28 protein-coding genes are annotated in these 24,715 nt (G+C 58.9%); 24 read left to right on the forward strand and 4 right to left on the reverse strand.

All coding sequences use genetic code 11. The annotated features are described in order from the left end of the window. Positions 1-3 precede the first annotated feature (3 nt). The 15 genes from GOW09_RS01220 (at position 4) to GOW09_RS01290 (ending at position 14,810) form a co-directional block, all read left to right on the forward strand. Positions 4-420: an MAPEG family protein gene (locus GOW09_RS01220; RefSeq protein WP_171115040.1), complete on the forward strand. Its 417-nt coding sequence runs from the start codon at positions 4-6 to the stop codon at positions 418-420. 37 nt (positions 421-457) lie between these two features. Continuing rightward, positions 458-808 (forward strand): hypothetical protein, encoded by a 351-nt coding sequence (locus tag GOW09_RS01225; RefSeq protein WP_171115042.1) that lies wholly within the window; start codon positions 458-460, stop codon positions 806-808. Between the two features lie 98 nt (positions 809-906). Then, positions 907-1,311 carry a DUF5333 domain-containing protein gene (locus tag GOW09_RS01230; RefSeq protein WP_171115044.1) on the forward strand — a complete coding sequence of 135 codons (405 nt, stop codon included), beginning with the start codon at positions 907-909 and terminating at the stop codon, positions 1,309-1,311. A 5-nt stretch (positions 1,312-1,316) separates the two neighbouring features. Then, on the forward strand, positions 1,317-3,338 hold the full coding sequence (nuoG, locus tag GOW09_RS01235) for an NADH-quinone oxidoreductase subunit NuoG (protein ID WP_171115046.1): 2,022 nt from the start codon (positions 1,317-1,319) through the stop codon (positions 3,336-3,338). A gap of 204 nt (positions 3,339-3,542) precedes the next feature. Beyond that, positions 3,543-4,580, forward strand: coding sequence for an NADH-quinone oxidoreductase subunit NuoH (gene nuoH, locus GOW09_RS01240; RefSeq protein WP_152458581.1), 1,038 nt, complete (start codon positions 3,543-3,545; stop codon positions 4,578-4,580). A gap of 1 nt (position 4,581) precedes the next feature. Next, complete coding sequence (gene nuoI / locus GOW09_RS01245) at positions 4,582-5,076, forward strand: NADH-quinone oxidoreductase subunit NuoI (protein ID WP_152458580.1); 495 nt, start codon at positions 4,582-4,584, stop codon at positions 5,074-5,076. Beyond that, positions 5,073-5,483, forward strand: coding sequence for a carboxymuconolactone decarboxylase family protein (locus GOW09_RS01250; protein WP_170476531.1), 411 nt, complete (start codon positions 5,073-5,075; stop codon positions 5,481-5,483). Before nuoI ends, GOW09_RS01250 begins: the two co-directional genes overlap by 4 nt. Next, complete coding sequence (locus tag GOW09_RS01255; protein WP_171115048.1) at positions 5,480-6,082, forward strand: NADH-quinone oxidoreductase subunit J; 603 nt, start codon at positions 5,480-5,482, stop codon at positions 6,080-6,082. The genes GOW09_RS01250 and GOW09_RS01255 overlap by 4 nt, the downstream gene beginning before the upstream one ends. Positions 6,083-6,086: 4 nt before the next feature. Then, on the forward strand, positions 6,087-6,392 hold the full coding sequence (nuoK, locus tag GOW09_RS01260) for an NADH-quinone oxidoreductase subunit NuoK (protein ID WP_005984024.1): 306 nt from the start codon (positions 6,087-6,089) through the stop codon (positions 6,390-6,392). Positions 6,393-6,398: 6 nt separating this feature from the next. After that, on the forward strand, positions 6,399-8,549 hold the full coding sequence (nuoL, locus tag GOW09_RS01265) for an NADH-quinone oxidoreductase subunit L (protein WP_171115051.1): 2,151 nt from the start codon (positions 6,399-6,401) through the stop codon (positions 8,547-8,549). Further along, the gene (locus tag GOW09_RS01270; protein ID WP_171115052.1) at positions 8,549-10,093 is read left to right on the forward strand and encodes an NADH-quinone oxidoreductase subunit M; all 1,545 of its coding nucleotides are present in this window, start codon (positions 8,549-8,551) and stop codon (positions 10,091-10,093) included. The genes nuoL and GOW09_RS01270 overlap by 1 nt, the downstream gene beginning before the upstream one ends. A gap of 15 nt (positions 10,094-10,108) precedes the next feature. After that, on the forward strand, positions 10,109-11,551 hold the full coding sequence (gene nuoN, locus GOW09_RS01275; RefSeq protein ID WP_171115054.1) for an NADH-quinone oxidoreductase subunit NuoN: 1,443 nt from the start codon (positions 10,109-10,111) through the stop codon (positions 11,549-11,551). A 54-nt stretch (positions 11,552-11,605) separates the two neighbouring features. Continuing rightward, positions 11,606-12,355 (forward strand): biotin--[acetyl-CoA-carboxylase] ligase, encoded by a 750-nt coding sequence (locus tag GOW09_RS01280; RefSeq protein ID WP_152458574.1) that lies wholly within the window; start codon positions 11,606-11,608, stop codon positions 12,353-12,355. An 11-nt stretch (positions 12,356-12,366) separates the two neighbouring features. Further along, entirely contained in the window at positions 12,367-13,146 is a 780-nt protein-coding gene (locus tag GOW09_RS01285) for a type III pantothenate kinase (protein ID WP_152458573.1), read from the forward strand. Beyond that, on the forward strand, positions 13,143-14,810 hold the full coding sequence (locus GOW09_RS01290; RefSeq protein ID WP_171115056.1) for a ribonuclease J: 1,668 nt from the start codon (positions 13,143-13,145) through the stop codon (positions 14,808-14,810). Before GOW09_RS01285 ends, GOW09_RS01290 begins: the two co-directional genes overlap by 4 nt. A 10-nt stretch (positions 14,811-14,820) precedes the next feature. Here the strand turns inward: GOW09_RS01290 and GOW09_RS01295 are convergent, their stop codons facing one another. Both GOW09_RS01295 and GOW09_RS01300 read right to left on the reverse strand, forming a co-directional pair. Beyond that, the gene (locus GOW09_RS01295; protein ID WP_171116479.1) at positions 14,821-15,522 is read right to left on the reverse strand and encodes an NUDIX hydrolase; all 702 of its coding nucleotides are present in this window, start codon (positions 15,520-15,522) and stop codon (positions 14,821-14,823) included. Positions 15,523-15,547: 25 nt separating this feature from the next. After that, on the reverse strand, positions 15,548-15,946 hold the full coding sequence (locus tag GOW09_RS01300; RefSeq protein ID WP_171115058.1) for a DUF983 domain-containing protein: 399 nt from the start codon (positions 15,944-15,946) through the stop codon (positions 15,548-15,550). A 219-nt stretch (positions 15,947-16,165) separates the two neighbouring features. On the opposite strand from GOW09_RS01300, the gene GOW09_RS01305 reads away from it, so the two are divergent. From GOW09_RS01305 to GOW09_RS01320, 4 genes are read left to right on the forward strand one after another with little or no spacing between them, the layout of a single operon-like run. After that, positions 16,166-16,636, forward strand: coding sequence for an EF-hand domain-containing protein (locus GOW09_RS01305; protein WP_171115060.1), 471 nt, complete (start codon positions 16,166-16,168; stop codon positions 16,634-16,636). A gap of 6 nt (positions 16,637-16,642) precedes the next feature. Further along, positions 16,643-17,260, forward strand: a complete 618-nt coding sequence (locus tag GOW09_RS01310) for an RNA polymerase sigma factor (protein ID WP_171115062.1) — start codon at positions 16,643-16,645, stop codon at positions 17,258-17,260. Further along, a complete protein-coding gene (locus GOW09_RS01315; protein WP_171115064.1) occupies positions 17,250-17,603 on the forward strand; it encodes a hypothetical protein in 354 nt (117 codons plus the stop codon). Before GOW09_RS01310 ends, GOW09_RS01315 begins: the two co-directional genes overlap by 11 nt. Continuing rightward, positions 17,600-18,073 (forward strand): periplasmic heavy metal sensor, encoded by a 474-nt coding sequence (locus GOW09_RS01320; RefSeq protein ID WP_152458567.1) that lies wholly within the window; start codon positions 17,600-17,602, stop codon positions 18,071-18,073. Before GOW09_RS01315 ends, GOW09_RS01320 begins: the two co-directional genes overlap by 4 nt. 5 nt (positions 18,074-18,078) lie before the next feature. Here GOW09_RS01320 and GOW09_RS01325 read toward each other — a convergent pair whose 3' ends face one another. Further along, positions 18,079-19,479: a diguanylate cyclase gene (locus tag GOW09_RS01325; RefSeq protein WP_171115066.1), complete on the reverse strand. Its 1,401-nt coding sequence runs from the start codon at positions 19,477-19,479 to the stop codon at positions 18,079-18,081. Positions 19,480-19,567: 88 nt separating this feature from the next. Here GOW09_RS01325 and GOW09_RS01330 point away from each other — a divergent pair, with 88 nt between their 5' ends. The 5 genes from GOW09_RS01330 (at position 19,568) to GOW09_RS01350 (ending at position 23,942) form a co-directional block, all read left to right on the forward strand. After that, entirely contained in the window at positions 19,568-19,852 is a 285-nt protein-coding gene (locus GOW09_RS01330) for a DUF3572 domain-containing protein (RefSeq protein ID WP_171115067.1), read from the forward strand. 24 nt (positions 19,853-19,876) lie between these two features. Beyond that, positions 19,877-20,569 carry an HAD family hydrolase gene (locus GOW09_RS01335; RefSeq protein ID WP_171115069.1) on the forward strand — a complete coding sequence of 231 codons (693 nt, stop codon included), beginning with the start codon at positions 19,877-19,879 and terminating at the stop codon, positions 20,567-20,569. Between the two features lie 118 nt (positions 20,570-20,687). After that, positions 20,688-22,247 carry a trimethylamine methyltransferase family protein gene (locus GOW09_RS01340; protein ID WP_171115072.1) on the forward strand — a complete coding sequence of 520 codons (1,560 nt, stop codon included), beginning with the start codon at positions 20,688-20,690 and terminating at the stop codon, positions 22,245-22,247. A 118-nt stretch (positions 22,248-22,365) separates the two neighbouring features. After that, entirely contained in the window at positions 22,366-22,953 is a 588-nt protein-coding gene (locus GOW09_RS01345) for a heme NO-binding domain-containing protein (RefSeq protein WP_171115074.1), read from the forward strand. Continuing rightward, the gene (locus GOW09_RS01350; RefSeq protein WP_171115076.1) at positions 22,950-23,942 is read left to right on the forward strand and encodes a GGDEF domain-containing protein; all 993 of its coding nucleotides are present in this window, start codon (positions 22,950-22,952) and stop codon (positions 23,940-23,942) included. The genes GOW09_RS01345 and GOW09_RS01350 overlap by 4 nt, the downstream gene beginning before the upstream one ends. 37 nt (positions 23,943-23,979) lie before the next feature. On the opposite strand, the gene GOW09_RS01355 is transcribed toward GOW09_RS01350, so the two are convergent. Continuing rightward, a complete protein-coding gene (locus GOW09_RS01355; RefSeq protein WP_171115078.1) occupies positions 23,980-24,678 on the reverse strand; it encodes a CbiX/SirB N-terminal domain-containing protein in 699 nt (232 codons plus the stop codon). Positions 24,679-24,715 lie beyond the last annotated feature (37 nt).

Consider the following 24,715-nt stretch of genomic DNA (forward strand, 5'->3'; position numbering starts at 1 on the left):
GGGATGGACATGTTTGCAGAATACAGCCACGCGATTTCATCGGTTGTGCTTTTCACGCTGGTGGTTCTGTTCCTGGCCCCGTTTTCAGCACTGGCCAAGCAGGGCAAGGGCCTCGCGCCGGGGGCAACCCCTGAGCAGGACTATTCCGACCAGGCCTATCGACTGAACCGGGCCTATCTGAACGGAACGGAAACGCTTCCGGCGTTTGTGGCTGTTGTGACCGCGGCGGTATTGCTGGGCGCCAGCCCGTTCTGGGTCAATCTGCTGGCGTCTGTCGCTTTGGTTGCGCGGTTGGTGATGCTGGTGGTGCACATCAAAGGCATAGGCAAGCCGAACAGTGGCCTTCGGTCCGTGCTGTATGTGTTGGGCTGGGCCTGCATGTTTGTGATTGGGCTTATGGCATTGGTGGCGGCGTTCTGATGGCGTCCCGGCAGATGAGAACACGAAGAGGGATAGTATGAAGGCCCCAAGAACCCTTGTAGTCCTGCTGGCACTGGCAAGCGTGTCCGCCTGCGGCATCATCAAGCCGTCGGAAGATCGTATTCTGTTCGATGGAAAGGCGTTCAAGGCAAAGGCGAAGGCGGTCGACAAGAAAGCATCGCCAACGGACTTTACCGTTGTGGTAAAGGGTGCGTCCGCATCGCTGGACGGCGCACGTGAGGCCGGCCGTCATGAAGGAACCAAGTTTTGCGTGCAGAATTTCGGGTCTTCGCGGATCGATTGGAAAGTGGGGCCGGATACTGAACCGCAAAACCTGCGCATCAGTGATGATCAATTGACCTTTGCGGGAAAATGCCAACGGCCATGACGCGCGGTTTTGCATATCACGACACGGATTGCCGGCCGCTATTGCCTAGCAAGACCGGACCGGTTCGTTTTGGTGCGTCCAAAACGAAGGGAATATCCATGTCTTTTGCAAAGAAACTCACCCTGGCCGCCTTGATCACGTTTCCTGCCGTCGCAGAAGCAAAGCCGCCCTTGAGGGATGTCAAAGAGATCGACGATGAACTCTATTACATCGCCATCGCAAATGAAATTTCGGAATATTGCCCCTCGATCAGCGGGCGTCGATTGAAAGCGATCAGTGTGATGTGGGGGCTGCGGTCCAAGGCGAACAAGCTGGGGTATTCGGATACCGAAATCCGCTCTTACGTCGAATCGGATGCTGAAAAGGACCGGATGCGCGCCAAGGGCGAGGCGTATCTGGCTTCGAATGGCGTGACCTATGACAACCCCAACACATTCTGCACTCTGGGGCAGAAGGAAATCCAAAGAAACAGCGCCATTGGCGTTTATTTGAGGGCGAATTGAAAGCCATGTCTGACCTCCGCAAGATCAATATCGACGGACAGGAAATCGAAGTCGATGGCGCGATGACCCTGATCCAGGCTTGTGAACAAGCCGGGGTCGAAGTGCCGCGCTTTTGTTATCACGAGCGTCTGTCGATTGCTGGCAATTGCCGGATGTGCCTGGTCGAGGTCGTCGGCGGGCCGCCGAAACCTGCGGCCTCCTGCGCGATGCAGGTGCGTGACCTGCGTCCGGGGCCTGAAGGCCAGCCCCCGGTGGTCAAGACGAACTCGCCCATGGTCAAAAAGGCCCGCGAAGGCGTGATGGAGTTCCTGCTGATCAACCATCCGCTGGATTGCCCGATCTGCGATCAGGGTGGCGAATGCGACCTTCAGGATCAGGCGATGGCCTATGGCATGTCCGGATCCCGCTTCAAGGAAGCAAAGCGGGCGGTCGATGACCTGGATCTTGGCCCGCTGGTTGGCACCGCAATGACCCGCTGCATCAGCTGCACACGCTGCGTGCGCTTCACCACCGAAGTTGCCGGGATAACTCAGATGGGTCAGACTGGGCGCGGTGAGGATGCCGAGATCACCTCGTATCTGAACCAGACGCTGGATTCGAATTTGCAGGGCAACATCATCGATCTGTGCCCTGTCGGGGCGCTGACCTCCAAGCCCTACGCCTTTACTGCGCGTCCGTGGGAATTGACCAAAACCGAAAGCATCGATGTGATGGATGCGTTGGGATCGAACATACGCGTCGATACCAAAGGTCGTGAAGTCATGCGTTTCCTGCCGCGCAATCATGACGGCGTGAACGAGGAATGGATCAGCGACAAGACACGTTTCGTCTGGGATGGCCTGCGCCGTCAGCGTTTGGACAAGCCCTATGTCCGTGAAAACGGAAAGCTGCGCCCGGCCTCTTGGTCCGAGGCGCTGACCAAGGCAGCAGAGGCGCTGAAGGGCGCCGAGAAACCTGCCGGTATCGTGGGCGATCTGGCTCCGGTCGAGGCGGCGTTTGCGCTGAAACAGATGATCGAAGGGCAGCGTGGTGTTGTCGAATGCCGTACCGATGGCGCAAAGCTTCCGGCGGGCAATCGCGGCGCTTACGCTGGTACCTCCGCGATTGAAGACATCGACACCACGGAACGCATCCTGCTGATCGGTACCAACCCACGTGACGAAGCGCCTGTCCTGAACGCGCGTATCCGCAAGGCGTGGGCGCATGGGGCCGAAGTCGCTTTGGTCGGTCCTGCGGTCGATCTGACATATGAGTATCACCATGTTGGCGATGATCGAACAGCGCTGCAAAAAGTTGTCGACATGGGCGGAGATGATGAGATCAAGGGCAAACGTTCGTTGGTCATAATCGGGCAGGGCGCTTTGCAGGAAGCGGACGGCGCCGCGGTGCTGGCTGCTGCGCAAGCCATCGCGGCCAATACGGAAAGTGGTCTGATCGTTTTGCACACTGCGGCGTCGCGCGTCGGTGCGATGGATGTAGGCGCCACGAACGAAGGCGGAATGGAAGCGATCAGCGCCGCCGATGTGATCTACAACCTTGGTGCGGATGAGGTCGAGATCGGCGAAGGCGCCTTTGTGATCTATCAGGGCAGCCATGGTGACCGGGGCGCACACCGCGCCGATGTGATCCTGCCAGGCGCGGCCTATACCGAGGAAAACGGCGTGTTCGTAAACACCGAAGGTCGCCCTCAACTGGCGATGCGGGCCGGTTTTGCGCCGGGTGAGGCGAAGGAGAACTGGGCCATCCTGCGCGCCTTGTCGGCCGAACTGGGCGCAACACTGCCCTACGACTCTCTGGCGCAGTTGCGCACGGCCTTGATCGAAGCGGTTCCGCATCTGTCCCGCATCGACGAAGTGATCGAGAACGAAGTGAAAGCTCTCGACACCGGTACTCTGGGCAACGCAACTTTCCGCTATGCGATCAAGGACTTCTACCTGACCAACCCGATTGCACGGGCTTCACAGCTGATGGCCGAGCTGTCGGCACAGGCGCAGGCCCGCAAATCCGAGAAGATCGCGGCGGAATGACCCAGACCTGTTTCATATCGCAGGCAAAAGCGGCTGCCGGGTGGCAGTTCGCCGCGCCAGATTTGCGTGTGAAACCGAATATTAAGGGTGGCGCAATGGCGGCAGATGCTGTTTACACCAACGCGCCGACCCAGCCGCAATTTGCGCAGGCTTCTGGCCTTTGCATCGCGCGCGGAAAACGGAATACCCACGGTGTGAGGACCAATGGCTGAATTCTTTAACACCCCAGGCGGAATAGCCATCATCATTCTGGCGCAAGTGCTTGCCGTTGTTGCCTTTGTGATGATTTCACTGTTGTTCCTTGTTTACGGGGACCGCAAGATCTGGGCTGCTGTCCAGATGCGCCGCGGCCCCAACGTGGTGGGCGTCTATGGCCTGCTGCAATCGGTGGCGGATGCCCTGAAATATGTGGTGAAAGAGGTCGTCATTCCTGCGGGCGCCGACCGGACGGTCTTTATCCTCGCACCGCTGACATCCTTCGTTCTGGCCATGATCGCCTGGGCGGTGATCCCGTTCAACGATGGATGGGTTCTGTCGGATATCAACGTGGCCATCCTCTATGTATTCGCCGTGTCCTCGCTCGAGGTTTATGGCGTGATCATGGGCGGTTGGGCGTCGAACTCAAAGTACCCGTTCCTGGGCTCGCTGCGCTCGGCCGCGCAGATGATTTCCTACGAGGTTTCGATCGGCCTGATCATCATCGGTGTGATCATCTCGACCGGCTCGATGAATTTTGGTGACATCGTGCGTGCTCAGGACGGCTCGTTCGGGTTCTTCAGCTGGTACTGGCTGCCGCATTTCCCGATGGTGTTCCTGTTCTTCATCTCGGCCCTGGCCGAAACCAACCGCCCGCCCTTCGACCTGCCCGAGGCGGAATCGGAACTGGTCGCCGGTTATCAGGTCGAATACTCGGCCACGCCTTTCCTGCTGTTCATGGCAGGCGAATACATCGCGATCTTCCTGATGTGCGCGCTGACCTCTCTGCTGTTCTTCGGCGGCTGGCTGTCGCCGATCCCGGGCCTGCCCGATGGCGTGCTGTGGATGGTCGCCAAGATGGCGTTCTTCTTCTTCATCTTCGCGATGGTCAAGGCGATCACGCCCCGCTACCGCTATGACCAGCTGATGCGGCTGGGTTGGAAAGTGTTCCTGCCATTCTCGCTGGCTTGGGTGGTTTTCGTGGCCTTCGCGGCGAAATTCGACTGGTTCTGGGGCGCATTTGCCCGTTGGAGCGTAGGAGGCTGATATGACTCAAATTGACTATACCCGCGCTGCCAAATACTTCCTTCTGCAAGACTTCTGGGTCGGCATGAAACTGGGGCTGAAGTATTTCTTCGCCCCCAAGGCCACGGTGAACTATCCGCACGAAAAGGGGCCTCTGTCCCCACGTTTCCGCGGCGAACACGCTCTGCGCCGCTATCCGAATGGTGAAGAACGCTGCATCGCCTGCAAACTCTGCGAGGCGATCTGCCCGGCGCAAGCCATCACCATCGACGCCGAACCGCGCGAAGACGGCAGCCGCCGTACTACGCGGTACGACATCGACATGACCAAGTGCATCTATTGCGGTTTCTGTCAGGAGGCCTGCCCGGTTGATGCCATCGTCGAAGGCCCGAATTTCGAGTTCGCAACGGAAACCCGCGAAGAGCTGTTCTATGACAAACAAAAACTGCTGGACAACGGCGAACGCTGGGAAGCCGAGATTGCCCGTAATCTGGAACTGGACGCGCCTTACCGATGAGTGACAGCCCGACAAATCCTTTCGAGCTGATGATGAAACAGGCTCAGGACATGGCCAAGGCGATGAACCCGGCGATGGAAAGCTTCTCGCCCAAGGGGTTCGAGGCGCTGTGGCCGACCATGCCGAAAGAGGTCATGGAGATGATGTTCGGCAACACCGTCAACAAAGACGGGCTGGATGCCAAGACTCGCCTGTTGCTGACGCTGGCCGGGCTGACCTGTCAGGGCGCTCAGGCGGACTCGGCCGTACGCCAGACTGTGCGCCATGCACTGGAGGCAGGCGCAAAGAAACAAGAGATCGTGGAAACGATCGGTCAGATGTCGGTCTTTGCCGGCATCCCGGCCATGACCCGCGCGCTGGATCTGGCGCAAGAGGTCATGGGCGACAACGAGGATGAGGATCAATGACCGTCTTTGCCTTCTATCTGTTTGCCATCAGCGCCATCACCGGCGGGCTGTTCACGGTGATCAGCCGCCAGCCGGTGCACTCGGTGCTGTGGCTGATCCTGGCGTTTCTATCCTCGGCGGGGCTGTTCGTGCTGCTGGGGGCCGAGTTCGTGGCGATGCTGCTGATCATCGTTTACGTGGGCGCGGTCGCGGTTCTGTTCCTGTTTGTGGTGATGATGCTGGACGTGGACTTTGCCGAGCTTAAAGCCGAAATGGCACGCTATATGCCGCTGGCCTTGCTGATCGGTCTGGTCATCCTGATGCAGTTCGTCATGGCCTTCGGGGCCTGGGACAGCGCGCAGGGCGCGGCGGCCAATCTGGCCCAGCCGGTTCCGGCGGACCGTCACAACACCGAGGCGCTTGGCGTCATTCTTTACGATCAATACTTCCTTCTGTTCCAGCTGGCGGGCCTGATCCTGCTGGTGGCCATGATCGGCGCCATCGTTCTGACGCTGCGCCACCGTCAGGACATCAAGCGTCAGGACATCGTCGGCCAGATGATGCGCGACCCGGCCAAGGCAATGGAATTGAAGGACGTGAAACCGGGGCAGGGACTTTGAGACCATGATCGGACTTGAACACTATCTTACGGTCGCAGCGACGCTGTTCGTCATCGGCATCTTCGGTCTCTTCCTGAACCGCAAGAACGTCATCATCCTGCTGATGAGCATCGAACTGATGCTGCTGGCGGTGAATATCAACCTCGTGGCGTTTTCCAGTTTCCTCGGCGATCTGGTCGGGCAGGTCTTCACGCTGTTCGTGCTGACCGTTGCGGCGGCCGAGGCGGCGATCGGGTTGGCCATTCTGGTCTGCTTCTTCCGCAACCGCGGCACCATCGCGGTTGAAGACGTCAATATGATGAAGGGGTAAGGGATCATGGAAACCACAATCCTCTTTGCCCCGCTGGTGGGCGCGCTGATCTGCGGCTTTGGCTGGAAGTTCATAGGCGAGAAAGCGGCCATGTGGACGGCCACGGGCCTGCTGTTTCTGGCCTGTCTGCTGTCGTGGCTCGTGTTCTTCTCGTTCGATGGGCACACACAACAGATCGAGATCATGCGCTGGATCGAAAGCGGGTCGCTCTCGACCTCGTGGGCCATTCGTCTGGACCGGCTGACCGCCATCATGCTGATCGTGGTCACCACGGTTTCGGCGCTCGTGCATCTCTACAGCTTTGGCTACATGGATCACGACCCGCAATGGCGCGAAGGCGAAAGCTATAAGCCGCGTTTCTTCGCCTATCTGTCCTTTTTTACCTTCGCCATGCTGATGCTGGTGACGGCGGACAACCTTGTGCAGATGTTCTTTGGCTGGGAAGGCGTGGGTGTCGCATCCTACCTCCTGATCGGCTTCTACTATCGCAAGCCTTCGGCCAATGCGGCGGCGATGAAAGCGTTCATCGTCAACCGTGTGGGCGACTTCGGCTTTGCTCTGGGCATCTTCGCGCTGTTCTTCCTGACCGACAGCATCAACTTTTCGGACATTTTCGCATCGGCACCCGCGCTTGCAGAAGAAAAGCTGCATTTCCTGTGGGGCGAATGGACCGCGGTCGAGGTGATCTGTGTTCTTCTGTTCATCGGCGCAATGGGTAAATCCGCGCAGCTGATCCTGCACACCTGGTTGCCGGACGCGATGGAAGGCCCGACGCCGGTGTCGGCCCTGATCCACGCGGCCACCATGGTGACAGCGGGCGTGTTCCTGGTCTGCCGCATGTCGCCGCTGATGGAGTTCGCGCCGGGCGCGACCGGGTTCATCACCTTCCTTGGGGCCTCGACAGCGTTCTTCGCGGCGACCGTGGGTCTGGTACAGACCGACATCAAGCGCGTCATTGCGTATTCGACCTGTTCCCAGCTGGGATACATGTTCGTGGCCGCGGGCGTCGGCATGTACTCGGCGGCCATGTTCCACCTGTTCACGCACGCTTTCTTCAAGGCGCTGCTGTTCCTCGGTGCGGGGTCCGTGATCCACGCCATGCATCACGAGCAGGAGATGACGGAATACGGTGGTCTGCGCAAAAAGATCCCTTACACCTTCTGGGCAATGATGATCGGAACGTTGGCCATCACGGGTGTCGGCATTCCGCTTACCACAATCGGTTTTGCCGGGTTCCTGTCCAAGGACGCCATCATCGAAAGCGCCTATGCGGGCGGAACCGGCTATGCCTTCTGGATGCTGGTGATCGCAGCGATGTTCACCTCGTTCTATAGCTGGCGTCTGATTTTCCTGACCTTCTACGGCACACCACGCGGGGACAAGCATACGCATGACCACGCACATGAAAGCCCGATGACCATGCTGGTGCCGCTGGGCGTTCTGTCGCTGGGTGCGGTGTTTGCCGGGATGATCTGGTATGGCAATTTCTTTGGCCATGCGGACAAGGTCGGCAAGTTCTACGGTATTCCGGTTGCCGAAGCGTCAGAACATGCCGAGGCCGGTGATCATGCGGCGGCGGATGCTTCGCACGGTGAAGACAGCCATGCGGATGAAAGCCACGCAGCTGACGGCCATGCCGATGAAGGTCATGGTGAGAAGGATGCCAAGGGTGGCGATCATCACTATGTCTTTGTGGGCCAGCCCGGCGAGGGCGCGCTTTACATGGCGCCGGACAACCATGTTCTGGACGAAGCGCATGCGGCTCCGAAATGGGTCAAGGTTTCACCCTTCGTCGCCATGTTGCTGGGCTTTGTCGTGGCCTACTGGTTCTACATCCTGAACACGTCGCTGCCGGCACGTCTGGCTGCAAATCAGCGTCCGCTGTACCTGTTCCTTCTGAACAAGTGGTATTTCGACGAAATCTACGATGTGGTCTTCGTAAAACCCACTGTGGCGCTTGGCCGCTTCCTGTGGAAACGCGGTGACGGCAATACAATCGATGGCTTCCTGAACGGAGTAGCAATGGGCGTCGTTCCCTTCTTCACCCGCCTCGCCGGCAAGGCGCAGACCGGGTACATCTTTACCTATGCCTTCTGGATGGTGCTGGGCATCGCGGCCCTTGTGACCTGGATGTCGATCGGCGGAGGGGCCCAGTAATGGACTATATCCTTTCGATCGTCACGTTTATCCCCGCCATCGCCGCAGGCATTCTGGCCTTGTTCCTGCAAGGTGACGATGCGGCGGCACAGCGGAACGCCAAGTGGATTGCTCTGCTGGCCACCACTGTGACCTTCCTGGTTTCCATCGGCATCTATACAGGCTTTGACCCGTCGAACCCCGGCTTCCAGATGGTGGAAGAGGGTGAGTGGCTGATGGGCCTAAAATACAAGATGGGTGTTGATGGCATCAGTGTCCTGTTCGTTCTGCTGACGACCTTCATCATGCCGCTGACCATTCTGGCCAGCTGGAATGTCACGGACCGCGTCAAGGAATACATGGTTGCCTTCCTGCTGCTGGAAACGCTGATGCTGGGCGTCTTCATGGCGCTTGATCTTGTACTGTTCTACCTGTTCTTCGAGGCAGGTCTTATTCCGATGTTCCTGATCATCGGGATATGGGGCGGCAAGGATCGGATCTACGCCAGCTTCAAGTTCTTCCTCTATACCTTCCTCGGCTCGGTCTTGATGCTGGTCGCCATGGTTGCGATGTATGCGGATGCGGGCACCACGGATATTGCCGCGCTGATGACGCACCAGTTCTCGTCCGACGGCTTCAGCGTGCTGGGCATTTATGTTGTCGGTGGCATGCAGACCCTGATGTTCCTGGCCTTCTTTGCTTCGTTCGCGGTGAAAATGCCGATGTGGCCTGTGCACACCTGGTTGCCGGACGCCCACGTTCAGGCGCCCACGGCGGGCTCGGTCGTACTGGCGGCGATCCTTCTGAAGATGGGCGGCTATGGCTTCCTGCGGTTCAGCCTGCCGATGTTCCCGGTGGGTTCGGCCGTGATGACCGATCTGGTGCTGTGGATGTCTGCCATCGCGGTTGTCTATACCTCGCTGGTGGCGCTGGTGCAGGAGGACATGAAGAAGCTGATCGCCTATTCCTCGGTCGCGCATATGGGCTTTGTGACCATGGGTATTTTCGCGGCAAACCAGCAGGGCATCGATGGCGCGATCTTCCAGATGCTCAGCCACGGGTTCATCTCGGCAGCGCTCTTCTTGTGTGTCGGCGTGATCTATGACCGGATGCATACCCGCGATATCGAGGCCTATGGCGGTCTGGTGATCCGGATGCCCGCATACGCGCTGGTCTTCATGCTGTTTACCATGGCCAATGTCGGCCTGCCGGGCACATCGGGCTTCATCGGCGAATTCCTGACCCTGATGGGCGCGTTCCAAGTCAACACCTGGGTAACGGCGGTGGCTGCGACCGGTGTGATCTTCTCGGCGGCTTATGCGCTGTGGCTCTACCGTCGGGTCGTGTTTGGCGATCTGATCAAGGAAAGCCTCAAGGCGATGACCGACATGAGCTCGCGCGAGCGGTTGATCTTCGCCCCTCTGATCGTGATGACCATCCTGCTGGGTGTCTACCCGTCGCTGGTAACCGATGTGATCGGGCAATCCACAGCGGCTCTGATTTCGAACTATGACACGGCTCTGGCCGCGGCTGAGGCTGCGACCCAGACAGCCGCTTCGCATTAAGGGAGCTTTGGGGACATGATCCAGGCTGATCTGACAATCATCCTGCCGGAAATCGTTCTGGCGCTTTATGCGATGGCGGCGCTGCTGGGGGCTGTCTACACGACAAAGGACGGGCTGGCGCCTCTGCTGGTCTGGACCACGGCAGGTCTTATGGCCCTTCTGGCAATCTGGATTGCAACTCAGGGCGGGGGTACAAACGTGGCCTTCAACGGCATGTTCGTCGATGACGGCTTTGCTCGCTTTGCCAAGGTTGCCATCCTGCTGTCGGCGGGTGCCGTACTGGTCATGAGCCAGGAATACATGGCGCGCCGTGATCTGCTGCGATTTGAATATCCTTTGCTGGTGGCACTGGCCGCCGTGGGGATGATGATGATGGTCAGCGCAGGCGATCTGATGTCGCTTTACATGGGGCTCGAGCTGCAATCGCTGTCGCTCTATGTCGTGGCTGCTCTGCGTCGTGACAGCGCGAAATCGACCGAGGCAGGTCTGAAGTATTTCGTGCTGGGTGCGCTGAGCTCGGGGCTGCTGCTTTATGGCGCCTCGCTGGTCTATGGCTTCACCGGCACAACGTTGTTCTCGGGCATCATCCAGACAGTTCACCATGGTGATGTTTCGTTGGGGCTGCTGTTTGGCCTGATCTTCCTGATCTCGGGTCTGGCCTTCAAGGTCTCGGCCGTACCGTTCCATATGTGGACGCCGGACGTTTACGAGGGGTCTCCCACACCGATCACGGCCTTCTTTGCCACGGCGCCGAAGGTTGCGGCGATGGCGTTGTTCGCGCGCCTGTTGCATGATGCTTTCGGTGGCGTTGTCGAAGACTGGCAGCAAGTGATTGTCCTGCTGTCCGTACTGTCGATGTTGCTGGGGGCCGTGGCCGCGATCGGGCAGCGCGACATCAAGCGTCTGATGGCGTTTTCGTCGATTGCCCATATGGGCTATGCGCTGATTGGCCTTGCCGCCGGTACCGAGCTGGGTATCAAGGCGATGCTGATGTATCTGGCCATCTACGTGACCATGAATATCGGCACCTTCGCCTTCATTCTGATGATGGAGCGTGACGGCAAACCCATCACCGACATTGACGCTCTGCGGCAATACTCCAAGCGTGATCCGGGCAAGGCGCTGGCGGTGCTGATCCTGATGTTCAGCCTTGCGGGCGTGCCTCCGATGCTTGGTTTCTTTGCGAAATTCGGCGTCTGGCAGGCGGGCGTCAGTGCGGGTCTGACCGGTCTGGTCGTCGTCTCGGCCATCGCTTCGGTCATCGGTGCCTTCTATTACCTGCGGATCGTGTTCTACATGTATTTCGGGGCCGAGAACGAAGAGCCGATCGAAACCCGGTCGACCCCTGTTCTGTGGGTGGCATTGATGGGGTCTGCGGCCCTGATGCTGGTCGGTATCTTCTATCAGTTCGGCGTCGAGGGCGCGGCAGCAGCCGCGGCGGCCACGCTTGTCAACTGATCGTTTTGCACAACCGGAAAGAGGGGCTCGGTTGCGCGACCGAGCCTTTTTGATATGACAAAATGGCCCCAAGGCTATGGCCTGCACGAGGTGCAGGAAGTCGACAGCACGCTGAATGAAGCGGCGCGGATTGCTCCGAATGCGCGTGGTCCCGTCTGGATCATGGCGCATCACCAGACGGCGGCGCGCGGGCGGCGCGGACGAAGCTGGGCCAACCCGATGGGCAACCTGGCGGCGACCTTGCTGATGCGTCCTCAGGGCGCGCCGGAACAGGCGGCTTTGCGCAGTTTCGTGGCGGCGCTGGCCCTTTTTGACGCGTGCGTCGCCGTTACCGGGCGGGCTGCCGGACTGTCGCTGAAATGGCCCAATGACGTGCTGCTGAACGGCGGCAAGCTTGCCGGTATCCTGCTGGAAAGCACGGGGCAGGGGCATGGCGTGGGGCATCTGTCCATCGGCATCGGAGTGAATCTGGCCAATGCCCCGGATGCCGACGCGGTAGAGCCCGGTGCGGTTCGTCCCGTCTCACTTCTTTCGGAAACCGGGGCACATGTCTCGCCCGAGGATTTTCTGACCGAACTGGCCGCGGCCTACGCCGCGTATGAAACCCAGTTCGTCACCTATGGGTTCGAACCGATCCGCACCGCCTGGCTGTCCCGCGCGGCCCGGTTGGGCGAGGTCATCACCGCGCGGACCGGTACGTCAGAAACGGTTGGAACCTTCGAAACGGTGGACGCAAGCGGTAACCTTGTCTTAAACACCGCCAAAGGCCGCGTGAGCATTCCTGCGGCGGATGTCTATTTCTGAGAGGGGCGCGGATGCTTCTGGCCATCGATTGCGGCAATACCAATACCGTCTTTTCGATCTGGGACGGTGAGGAGTTTTTGTGTACCCTGCGCACCTCGACCCACCATGCGCGCACGGCAGACGCTTATTTCACCTGGTATTCGACGCTGGTGAAGCATTACGGGATCGAGGCGGACATCACCGATGTGATCATCGCCTCGACCGTTCCGCGCGTCGTGTTCAACCTGCGTATCTTCGCCGATCGTTTTTTTGGTTGCAGACCACTGGTTGTGGGCAAGCCCGATTGCCTGTTGCCTGTCCCGCCGCGTGTGGATGAAGGCACGGTGCCTGGCCCGGATCGACTGGCCAATGCCGTGGGCGCTTTTGACCGCCATGGTGGCAATGTGGTTGTCGTGGATTTTGGAACCGCAACGAATTTCGACGTTGTCGCCGCCGACGGCGCATATGTGGGGGGCATTATCGCCCCCGGTGTGAACCTGAGCCTTGAGGCCCTGCATCAGGGCGCCGCGGCGCTGCCGCATATCGATGTCTCCCGACCTGACAAGGTGATCGGTACGAATACGGTTGGTTGTATTCAATCGGGCGTGTATTGGGGATATTCCGGTTTGATCGAGGGGCTGATCGCCCGGATCAAGGCTGAATATGGAATGCCGATGAAAGTCGTTGGAACCGGCGGGCTGGCCCCCTTGTTCGATCAGGCCGACGTGGGGTTCGACGCAATCGAAGATGATCTGACGATGCACGGCCTGACCGTGATCCATCGCTACAACAAGGATAATGGCTCCGTATGAGCAGTGAAAGATTGATCTACCTGCCGCTGGGTGGCGCGGGCGAAATTGGCATGAACGCCTATGTGTACGGCTACGGTGAACCGGGAAAGGAACGCCTGATCCTTGTGGATCTGGGCGTCACTTTTCCCGATATGGACACAACGCCGGGCGTTGACCTTGTCTTTGCCGATATCTCATGGCTGAAAGAGCGTGCCGACCGACTGGATGGTGTTTTCATCACGCACGCCCATGAAGACCATGTCGGTGCCGTGGCCCATTGTTATGAAGCTTTGGGCGCGCCGGTCTATGCGCGCGCCTTCACGGCCAATATCGCGCGCCGCAAGATGGAAGAACACGCACACCCGACCGAGGCGGTCACGACCGTTTCCGCCTGGCCTGAACAGGTGTCCGTCGGGCCGTTCACGGTTGGCTTCCTTCCGGTTTCGCACTCGATTCCCGAAAGTGCCGCATTGGTCATCGACACCCCCGCAGGGCGTGTCGTACATTCGGGCGACTTCAAGCTGGATGCTGCTCCGGTCGTTGGAGAGGCTTTTGACCCTGACCTGTGGGCCGAGGTCGCCAAGCCCGGCATCAAGGCGCTGGTCTGTGACAGTACGAATGTGTTTTCGACCCATCCGGGGCGTTCGGAATCCGAAGTTGGCCCCGAGATCGTCAAGCTGGTCGAAGGCGCGGAAGGCATGGTCGTGGCAACCACCTTTGCCTCAAACGTCGCGCGGGTCAAAACGCTGGCCGAGGCGGGTGCGCGGGCCGGGCGTTCCGTCGTCCTGCTGGGGCGCGCGATGCGTCGGATGATCGAAGCCGCGACCGAAACCGGTATTCTTGCGGATTTTCCCAAGGTGATCAGCGCCGAAGAGGCTCTGGACCTTCCGCGCCAGAACCTGATGCTGATCGTGACCGGCAGCCAGGGGGAACGACGGGCGGCAAGCGCCCAACTGGCCCGTGGCAAGTACCGTGGTCTGGAGCTGGCCGAGGGCGATCTGTTCCTGTTTTCCTCGAAAACCATTCCCGGGAACGAGCGGGGCGTGATCTTTATCATGAACCAGCTCAGCGAAAAGGGCGTGGATGTCGTCGATGACAGTTCGGGCCTTTATCATGTCTCGGGCCATGCGAACCGGCCGGACCTCGAGAAAGTGCATGCACTGACCGATCCGCAATTCGTGATCCCGATGCATGGCGAACACCGGCACCTGCGCGAGCATGTCAAACTGGCAGAGCAGGGCGGCAGAACCGGAGTGCTGGCGGTGAACGGAACCATGCTGGATCTCAGCGGCAATGCGCCTGTAGTCGTCGATTATGTTGAAACCGGTCGCACATATCTGGACGGTACAGTGAAGATCGGTGCCCTTGACGGCGTGGTGCGGGATCGTATCCGCATGGCTTTGAACGGCCATGTTACGGTGACGGTGGTTCTGGACGAAGAAGACGAACCGCTGGGCGAGCCGTGGTGCGATACCATGGGGCTGCCCGAAACCGGCACGTCCCGTGCCGCGTTGGTCGAAGTTCTGGAAGAGGACCTGAACCAGTTCCTGATCCGGGCCGCCGCCAAGACCCTGCGCGATGACGACAAGCTGGAAGAAGAAATGCGCCGCATCGTGCGGCAGACAGCCAAAGCCGAAATTGGCAAAAAGCCCGAAGTGACGGTGGTGGTCAGCCGGATGCGGTGAAACCGATCCGTCAGTCGTGGGTTGGCATCGGATAGCCCCTGAGACGCAGGAACAGGTTGGCTTCTTCGTTGTTTTTGTAGAATGGAACCGACGATGGCGGCTCGGGGGACGTAACCCGGGCCGCTATTTCCGCCAGAACGACCTCGGTGATAAACGGCAGATCCAGATCCCGTGCCCGATCCAGTGGCACCCATTGCAGGTGCGACAGCTCATCCGAGGCGTGACTGAAATCATCCACATCACCTTGCAGAGCGTCGGCGTCGACCAGAAAGAACCGCGCATCGAACCGGCGGGGACGGCCCGGTGGAGTTACCGCGCGAAAGACGAACTGAAGCGCAGCGGCAGTTGGCAGGTAACCCAACGCGGCAAAGCTCTGCCAATCGTCAGGGACATGACCGGGCCATGTGCCCGGCTGGCCAAGAACAAGACCGGTTTCTTCCCAAAGCTCGCGTATGGCGGCCGCGGCGAGGGCGCGTTGAATCCCCGGCTCGGCCTGTTCGCCCAAACGTTCAAAGCACAGATCCGGCAAATCCGTTGCCAATGGAACATCCGCGTCAGCCGGATCAACCGCGCCACCGGGAAAGACGAACTTGTTCGGCATGAAGGCCGCTTTGGACCCGCGCTGCCCCATAAGGATCGAGGGGTTTGTCCATCTGTCCCGCAGCACGATAACCGTTGCTGCGTCACGGATGGCTGTTTTGTCGGCTGTCATGTCCAAACTGGTCAACTGGGTCGGGTCACGCGGTTTTTCCAAAGCCATGCATGCGGCGTGCCCACTGATACGCCACCACCGCACCTTTCAGGCGTGGCAACAGGTACAGGGACAGGGCAACGCAGGCGACGGAAAAGCCGATGGCCATGGTCCACGGATCGGGCCGCCAATGCACATAGGACACGTGCAGAGCTGGCGCCAGCAGGTGGCCGACCAGTAGGATTGTCAGGTAGGCGGGCCCATCATCTGCGCGATGGTGAAACAACTCCTGCCCGCAGTTCGAGCAGGAGTCATTGACCTTGAGATAGCTGTGCAACAGCTTGCCTTCCCCGCAGTTGGGGCATTTGCAGCGAAACCCCTTGACCAGGGCGGGCCATGTCTCACGCTCATCTTCAGAGGTCGTTTCGATCGTCTGATCCGTCATAATGTAACTCGCGCAGTAATCTTTTGCGGATAATGGGCCTGATTGTGAAAATTTAAAAGGGGGGTGCGTCGCTTTGCAACGTCTGCCCGACACGTCGGCATGGGGCGACCCCGAACCTTTCAAAAATAAATTCGATTTCAGCGACGGATATCCTGGCGCCGCCCGTTTGAATGGGTATGAGCGGCGGCACTCGGGCCGCGTCAACAAAAGGAAACGGAAATGAAAAACGTTACATTCATCTCGGCCATTGTTATATCGGCTGTTGCGATTACCGGTACTTCTGTTCTGGCCGCTGGCCCGGGTGGCCGCGAGCCGGTGTCCTTTCAGGAACTGGACGCCGATGGCGATGGTCAGGTGACGCAACAAGAGATGGAGGCGCACCGCACCGCTCGTTTCACCGAGGCGGACACCAATGGGGATGGAAAGCTGAGCCAGGAAGAAATGCAGGCGGCCGCCCAGAAGAAAGCCAGCGATCGGGTTGCCAGGATGTTCGAAAATAACGACGCGAACAAAGATGGCTTCCTCAGCCAGGATGAGTTGCCGAAACCGCGCCGGGCTGACAAGATGTTTGATCGGATGGATGCGGACAACAGTGGCGGAATCTCGGAACAGGAATTTGCCGATGCCAAAGATCGGATGGGACGGCACCATAAGAAAAAGCATCAAAAATCGAATGCAAGCGATAACTGATGCAGGATGGAGGATCTGACCTCCCACTCACAAGATGTTCGCGGTGCGGATTGCGCCGCGAACACACTCAGCGACGATGCGTTGCTGAGGCAATTCGCCGACGGCGAGGCGGGGGCGGCACGTATCCTGACCGATCGTTTGGGGCCTCGCTGTTACTCGGTTGCTTTGCGCATGTTGGGCAATCGGGCCGAGGCGGAAGACGTGACGCAGGACGCGATGATGCGGTTGTGGCAGATGGCACCGAATTGGGTGTCGGGTCAGGCCAAGGTATCGACCTGGCTGTATCGGGTGACGCTGAACCTGTGCGTGGACATCAGGCGCAAGAAGACACCCGACAGGTTGTCGGACGTTCCCGAACCCGAAGATGGCAAGGCCAGCGTTGTTGACCGCATGCAGGACGAGGCGCGCAAGGATGCCCTGCAGTCGGCTTTGGCTGAGCTGCCCGAGCGGCAGCGACAAGCGGTCGTGCTGCGCCATATTGAAGAGCTGCCCAACCCCGAGATTGCCGGGATAATGGGCATTTCGGTAGAAGCAGTTGAAAGCCTGACCGCAAGAGGCAAGCGCAGCCTGACCGCGATCTTGGCCGGACGACGCGAAGAACTGGGGTATGACAATGGCGGATGAAGACCTGGAACTGGATCACTTGTTTGCACAGGCACAGCGGCAGCGACCAGTACTGCCAGACGATCTTGCCGTGCGCATCCAGACGGATGCTGAAACTGTTCGCCTCGGTCGCCTTGCGCCCGCACCGCAGCCGATGCCTTCGATATGGAACAGGTTGATAAGCAATGTAGGAGGATGGCAGGGCCTTGGCGGGCTTGTCGCCGCAAGCGCTGCCGGGGTCTGGATCGGGTTTTCCGCACCGGCCTTTCTGCCGGACCCGGCCAACCTGTTGACGTCAGAGGAGACACCCTTCCTCGTCGCGGACCTTGGATTTGACTCGAGTTTTCTGGAGAGCACGGAATGAACGCTGATCCCAAGCCCAAACGCAGGTGGGTTCCTGTCGTCCTGGCCCTGTCACTGGCGCTGAACCTGCTGGTTGTCGGTATCGCTGTGGGCACCGTATTGCGCCTCAAAGGTGGGGATCATGCCAAATCACCGCCCGGCTTCGGCCCCGCGTTGTACCGGGCCCTGCCCAAGGATGATCGAAAGGCGATGCGAGGCGAGCTGACGGGCCTGCACAAAAAGGGATCCAAGGGTCGTGCTCAGGATTTTGAAGCGCTCAGTCAGGCGTTGCGTGCAACGCCCTTTGACCCGGTGGCCGTTCAGGTTCTGTTGCAACAACAAGCACAGGCCACCGCCGATTTGCAGCAGGCCTTGCAAACGCAATGGCTGGCACGTGTGACCGCCATGAGTGATGATGAGCGGCAGGCCTATGCAGACCGATTGCAGGAGGTCGTCAAACGCGGGCCGCATGGGCACAAGAAAAGAGACTGAACAGATCAGGCGGCACTTTGCCTGATACTCACCTGATTGCGCCCTGCCTTCTTCGCAGCATACAGCGCTTTGTCCGCGGATTTGATAAGGTTTTCCACGCTTTCAGCCGCACGGTCTTGCCGGGCGAAACCGACCTGAGACAACTTCAACCCGATACTGACCGTCACATCAACTTGTGCCCCATGGTCCGGCAACAGGAACGGGGACTGACAGATGCTGTCACAAACGGTTTCGGCCAGGTTCAGCGCCTGTTTGGGCGATACATCGGGCACGCCGATCATGAACTCTTCTCCCCCGATGCGGGCGACAAAGCCACGGGATCCCAAGGCATTTTGCATACGTTCCGCCGCTTGCGTCAAAACGTAATCGCCGCTTGCATGGCCATAGCCATCATTTATTGCCTTGAAGTGATCCAGATCGGCCAGCATGATCGCAAAACTGCGCCCCGTTCTGGCCGATTGGCGCGCGATCTGATCCAGCGCGCGCATGGCGTAGCGGCGATTGTGCAGCCCGGTCAACGGGTCGATCCAGGATTCCGCGATGCCTCTTTTGAGAGAGACCCGCATCTGATCCAGTCGCGCTTTGCGGGCAATCTGGTTTTCAAGCCGCAGCAGGATCTCTTGCGCGCAGAACCCGCCCAGACAGACAGCATCGGCCCCTCGGTCCAGAGCTTCCGAAGCCTGTCCGGAGTCTTCGTCTTTCAGCACCCCGATCAAAACCGTGTGCCGAGTCACGCCGCGTGATCTCAGGTCGGCAAGGATATTCAGACCTGCCGGGTTCGAGCCCAGTTCAACCACGATCGCATCAGGAACAGAGCCGGACAAAACACCTCGCAGGTTTGACTGAAGATGCCAGTTCAAATCAAATTGACGTTGATCTTCCAGGGCCTTTTGCCAAAGCGTGCCGTTTCGGGCCGTGTGGGTCAGAATATCAACCCGCGCCGCTTTGAACGGTCTGATTACCGGTTGGGCCGGCTCTGCGAAGCCAATCGGTTGCGATCCGTTGCTGACCTGCAAATCCTGAGTGGCCGCACGGGCACGCAGAAGGCTGCGAATCCGCGCCAACAACAAAGTGTCTTTGAACGGGTGCGTCAGAACATCATCCAGCCCGTCCTTCAACGCCCGCAGCCGGGCGTCCCGGTCATTTTGCGCGGCAATCACCACGACCGGAACGTCGTCAAGGCCGGGTTCCTTCGCGATCGCCTTCTTCACACCCGCAGCCGTTCCGTCCGGCAACGTCTGGGCCGTCAGAACCAGATCCGGTTGCGTACGCCGCACGAGTCCGGGCAACCCTTCAAGCTTTTCGCCCTGCACCACGTGATACCAGGCCGCCGTCAGCTGTACCTTCAGCATGATGCGATTGGTCGATACCCCGTCGAGGACAAGGATGGTTCCCTGCACAGACATAGTTGTTCACCGTTGATTGCATGCGTGAACAAAGTGTTTATGACTCTGGTTAACAAACCCTTTCCAAGACCGGATCTGACCCAAGTTTATGCCGATATCCTCTGATTCCGCCGAAACTCTTGCGCTGACGGCCCTGGCCTGGCTGGTCAGAAATGACGAGCTTTTGCCTGTTTTTCTGGGCTCTACGGGCGCATCGATCGAGGATGTGCGCGATCGGGCAAGCGATACCGAGTTTCTGGCATCGGTTCTTGATTTTCTGGTGCTTGACGATTCGTGGGTCATGGCGTTTTGTGACGCCAATTCACTCGCCTATGATCTTCCCGCCCAGGCAAGGGCGGTATTGTCCGGCGGCGCTGAGATACACTGGACATAACCATATTTTCCGCAGGAGCACCGGATGCCGATAGATGCGATCATCTTTGACAAAGATGGCACGCTGTTTGACTTTGCCAATACGTGGGGAGGGTTCGGACGCTCGATGCTGTTGCGCCTGTCCAACGGGGACGAAGATCGCGCGACCAAGCTTGGCCGTGTCATCGGATATGATTTCGAGCAAGGGAAATATACCGAAGACAGCATTGTAATCGCCGCCACGGTCGAGGAAATCGCAGAGGTCTTGATTGCCCATGTCGATGGCGTAACCTTGCAGGAGATCATCGATTTGATGAACTCCGAGGCCGCCTCGGCCCCGCAGGTGCCCGCCGTGCCATTGGTTCCTTTCCTGGAAGGTCTGCAAAATGCCGGAATCAAGTTGGGCGTTGCGACGAATGACAGTGAACATCCCGCTTTGCAGCATCTCGAATCTGTCGGAATAAGGGGGCATTTCGATTTCGTCGCCGGGTATGACAGCGGTCACGGGTTCAAGCCGGGACCGGGCCAGTTGCTGGCCTTTGCCGCCCATATCGAGGTCGAGCCATCTCGTATCGCGATGGTGGGTGACAGTCTTCATGACTTGCAGGCCGGGCGTGCGGCGGGGATGACCACGATCGGTGTTTTGACCGGTTTGGCCGAGGCCGATGCTTTGGCTCCGATGGCGGATGTGATTTTGCCTGATATCGGACATATTCCCGAATGGTTGGCCAAAATCTGATTTTCAAATCCGAGATTCGACAAAACGGAATGAAAAACCGACATATTCTGTCGCAGACGGAGCGGCCATAGGCGTCTCTTCGGGGCTTGCTTGACGAAAGCAAGAACAGGAGGCACCGATGGCCGAGACCAAGACACGCAAGCGCCGCGGAGGAGGGCGCGCAGGGGCGGCTGCGCGCAGGGGCAGTGCAGCGATTGACCAGATGCCCTGGGATCCGCCGGTCAATATCGATCGCCCCACAGAACCTTTGGATCAGGCCGGTATCGAAGCGATCCATGAAGGGGCGATGCGCATCCTCGAAGAGATCGGGATCGAGTTTTACAACGAAGAGGCAATAGGCATCCTGCGCGAGGCGGGTTGCACCATCGACGGCGACAATGTCCGCATGGGGCGGGACTTTGTCATGGAGATGATCGCCAAAGCTCCCAGCCGTTTTTCGATCACCCCTCGCAATCCGGATCGCAAGATCGAAATCGGCGGGAAGAACATCCTGTTCGGCAACGTCTCTTCCCCGCCGAATTACTGGGACATGGAGATCGGGAAAAAAGTACCGGGCAATCGCGAGATGTGCCGGAACCTTCTGAAGCTGACGCAATACTTCAACTGCATCCATTTCGCCGGCGGATACCCGGTCGAGCCGGTCGATATCCACGCCAGCGTGCGCCATCTGGACGTGCTGTACGACAAGCTGACCCTGACCGACAAGGCGATGCACGCCTATTCGCTGGGCAAGGAACGCGTCGAAGATGTCATGGAGATGGTGCGCATCGCAGGCGGTTTGAGTCACGAGGAGTTCGAAGCCGCGCCGCGGATGTATACCAATATCAACTCGACCTCGCCGCTGAAACACGATCACCCGATGATCGACGGGTGTCTGCGCCTGGCGCGGCGTGGTCAGGCGATTGTTGTCACGCCCTTTACGCTGGCGGGTGCGATGGCCCCCGTAACCATGGCGGGTGCCGTGGCGCAGTCCTTGGCCGAGGCGCTGTGTGCCATTGCGCTGTTCCAATACGTGCGCCCCGGTATCCCCTGTGTGATCGGTACATTCACGTCGAATGTGGATATGAAATCCGGCGCGCCGGCCTTTGGAACACCGGAATACATGCGTTCGACCCAGATGACCGGCCAGATGGCGCGGTTCTATGGTTTGCCCATGCGGTCTTCGGGTGTTTGTGCGGCAAATGTGCCGGACGGGCAGTCGGTGTGGGAAACTTCGAACTCGCTTTGGGCCGCCGTGCAATCGGGCACCAATATGGTCTACCACGCAGCCGGTTGGCTTGAGGGCGGTCTGATCGCCAGCCCGGAAAAGTTTATCATGGATTGCGAAATCCTACAGCAAATTCAACGCTATATGAACCCCGAGTTGACCGCCACAGGGCCGGACGAGATTGCACTGGATGCGATCCGGGCAGTCGGCAATGACGGTCATTTCTTTGGCATTCAGCATACGCAGGATCGCTATACCACGGCATTCTATCAACCCTTCCTGAGTGATTGGAAAAACTATGAAGGGTGGGAGGTCGCCGGCGGTATCTGGACGGCAGAACGCGCGCATCACATGTTCAAGGAGATCATCTCGAGCTTTGAAGCCCCCCCGATCGATGAAGGCATTCGCGAGGAGCTGGCCGCTTTTGTCGAACGCCGCAAAGCGGAAGGCGGCGCGCCCACGGATTTCTGACCGGACAGGTGGTATCGAGCTGATACTCGGTTGAATTCACTACAACTCAGGGTGGATTTTGGCTATTTGTTAAGGTTTTTCCGGCCACAGTGCACAGGACACCAAACTGGGGCATCTGATGCATGGTCTGATCAATCGGGCGATACAGTCCTTTGTCTGTGCGACCTACGGGCGATCCTGCTGGTTGCGCGTGACCGAAGCCGCACGGCTGGGGTTTGTCGAGTTCGAGGCCATGCTCGTCTATGACGATGACATGACGTCCAAGGTAATGGAGGCGCTGAGCGCAGACCTCGATCGGCCGCAAGCCGAAGTGTTTGAGGACCTGGGAACGTATCTCGTGTCTCATCCGAATATGGAAGGGCTGCGCCGACTTCTCAGGTTCGGCGGCGTCAGTTACGTGGAATTTCTTCATTCGCTCGACGATCTGGCGGACCGCGTGCGGCTGGCCGTGTGTGATTTGACCCTGCCGGCCTTGGAACTGAGAGAGCTGTCTGCCACGGAATTTCAGCTGAGTTGCTCTCCGGGCCTGCCAGGGTATTCCAATGTCATGGTTGGGGTCCTGCGCGCAATGGCGGATGACTATGGTGCGCTGGTGATGCTGTCACACGAGGGGCAGCAGCAAGGCAGTGACGTCATTTCCATCATGTTGGTTGAAAGCGCTTTTGCTGAGGGGCGGCATTTTGATCTGGGGGCTCGGAACGGATGACAGATACCCAAGAACTGGCAGGTCTGCTGGAAACGCTTTGCCCGATGTTCCTGTTGGTGGACCAAAACGGGCATATTCAGCAAGCAGGTCCGACCCTGCAAAAGTTGCGACCTGAACGGCCGCTGGTGGGGCAGGGATTTCTGGATGTGTTTGAACTGATCCGCCCCAGAACGATCACCACCATTCCCGCCCTGATGTCAATGGCGGGGGCGAAGCTGCATCTGAGGTTTCATGATGAACCGCGCACAACCCTCAAAGGCTTGGTCGCTCCTTTGCCGCGTTCCGGTGGCGCGGTCATCAATCTGTCATTTGGTATCTCGATTTTGGATGCGGTACGGGACTATGCGCTGACAAGTGCTGATTTCTCGGGCACGGATCTGGCGATTGAGCTGTTGTATCTGGTCGAAGCCAAATCCGCCGCGATGGAGGCATCCCGCTCTCTCAACCTTCGGCTACAGGGTGCGATGCTTGCAGCCGAAGAGCAGGCCTTTACCGACACATTGACCGGGCTGAAGAACCGCAGGGCAATGGATCACTTGCTCGAGCATTTGATTTCGGGAAATTCCACCTTCGCGCTCATGCATCTGGATCTGGACTTCTTCAAATCTGTAAATGACAAGCTGGGCCATGCGGCGGGTGATTTTGTCTTGCAGCAGGCCGCCCGCATCATGCAGCAGGAAACACGAAGCAACGACACCGTGGCCCGGGTCGGGGGGGATGAATTCGTCATTATTTTCAAAGATCTGACTCGGGAAGATACTCTGGCCTGCATTGCTGGTCGTCTGGTATCAAGGTTGAATGAACCGATGACCTTTCAGAATCAGAGTTGTTCGATCTCGGCCAGTATTGGCACTGCCTTGTCCACGCAGTTCGACTGCCCCAACGCCGCCGACATTCTTCACGCAGCAGATTTGGCCCTTTATCAGGCCAAGCGCGACGGCCGGTCTTGCCATCGCATGTATTCAGCGTTGAGCAAGGCGCAAACCTGAATGCGTTCAGAAAACACGATGGGCACGTATCGGGGCTTCAGGCTGAATCGAATGCCGCATTTATCTTTTTGGCTATCTGTTGCCGGATCGGAGGCAACTCTCCCACCACCGGCAGGACCACGCCTGAAAACCCCGCGCGATCCAGCTCTTGCGGGACGTCTTCCTGCACATGCCCTCCGGCACAGGCAAAGAACGGAAGGCACAGCGCCTGATCTTCGGTACCGTTTGCAGCGTCAGATATGGAAGGAGGCTCTTCAACGAAACCGACGCGAACGGATTTGAACGCCATCAGTTCTGCAAGCTGTTTCGCAAACTGCAACGCCACGGTCGACGGGTTGCGGCTGCGCCCGGAACCATGCGCGGCAATGACCAGATCGGTGGACCGAGCGGCCCAGTGTTTGTCGGACAATTCCGATCGCAGGGCCTCTGCGGTCAGGGCCGGCAGGTCCGGGTCAATTCCAAGCGGGTCCAAAATCCGTGCCGGATGGTGCCCAAGCCGTTTGGGTAGAGCGCTGGTGACAAACCACCCTTTTGCCATGAAAAGTGGATAGATGACCGAGTTTTCGTGCGCGCGGTTCAGCATCGACTCCAACGCACCCGGCGCCGCCAGGGTCGCCGAATCCACCGCTACATGCCCGGTAAGCGCGTTGACCTTGGCGGCGAATGCCGCAAGTGCAGCTTCGGCCGGTTCCGGGTCTGACGGTTGGCCATGAGCGACAATTATGGCATGTGACATTCGGATCTCCTGCTGCGTTTCGCGATAGGTGTTTCAC

The organism is Ruegeria sp. HKCCA5463, assembly GCF_013034175.1.
In the GTDB taxonomy this organism is placed as follows: domain Bacteria; phylum Pseudomonadota; class Alphaproteobacteria; order Rhodobacterales; family Rhodobacteraceae; genus Ruegeria.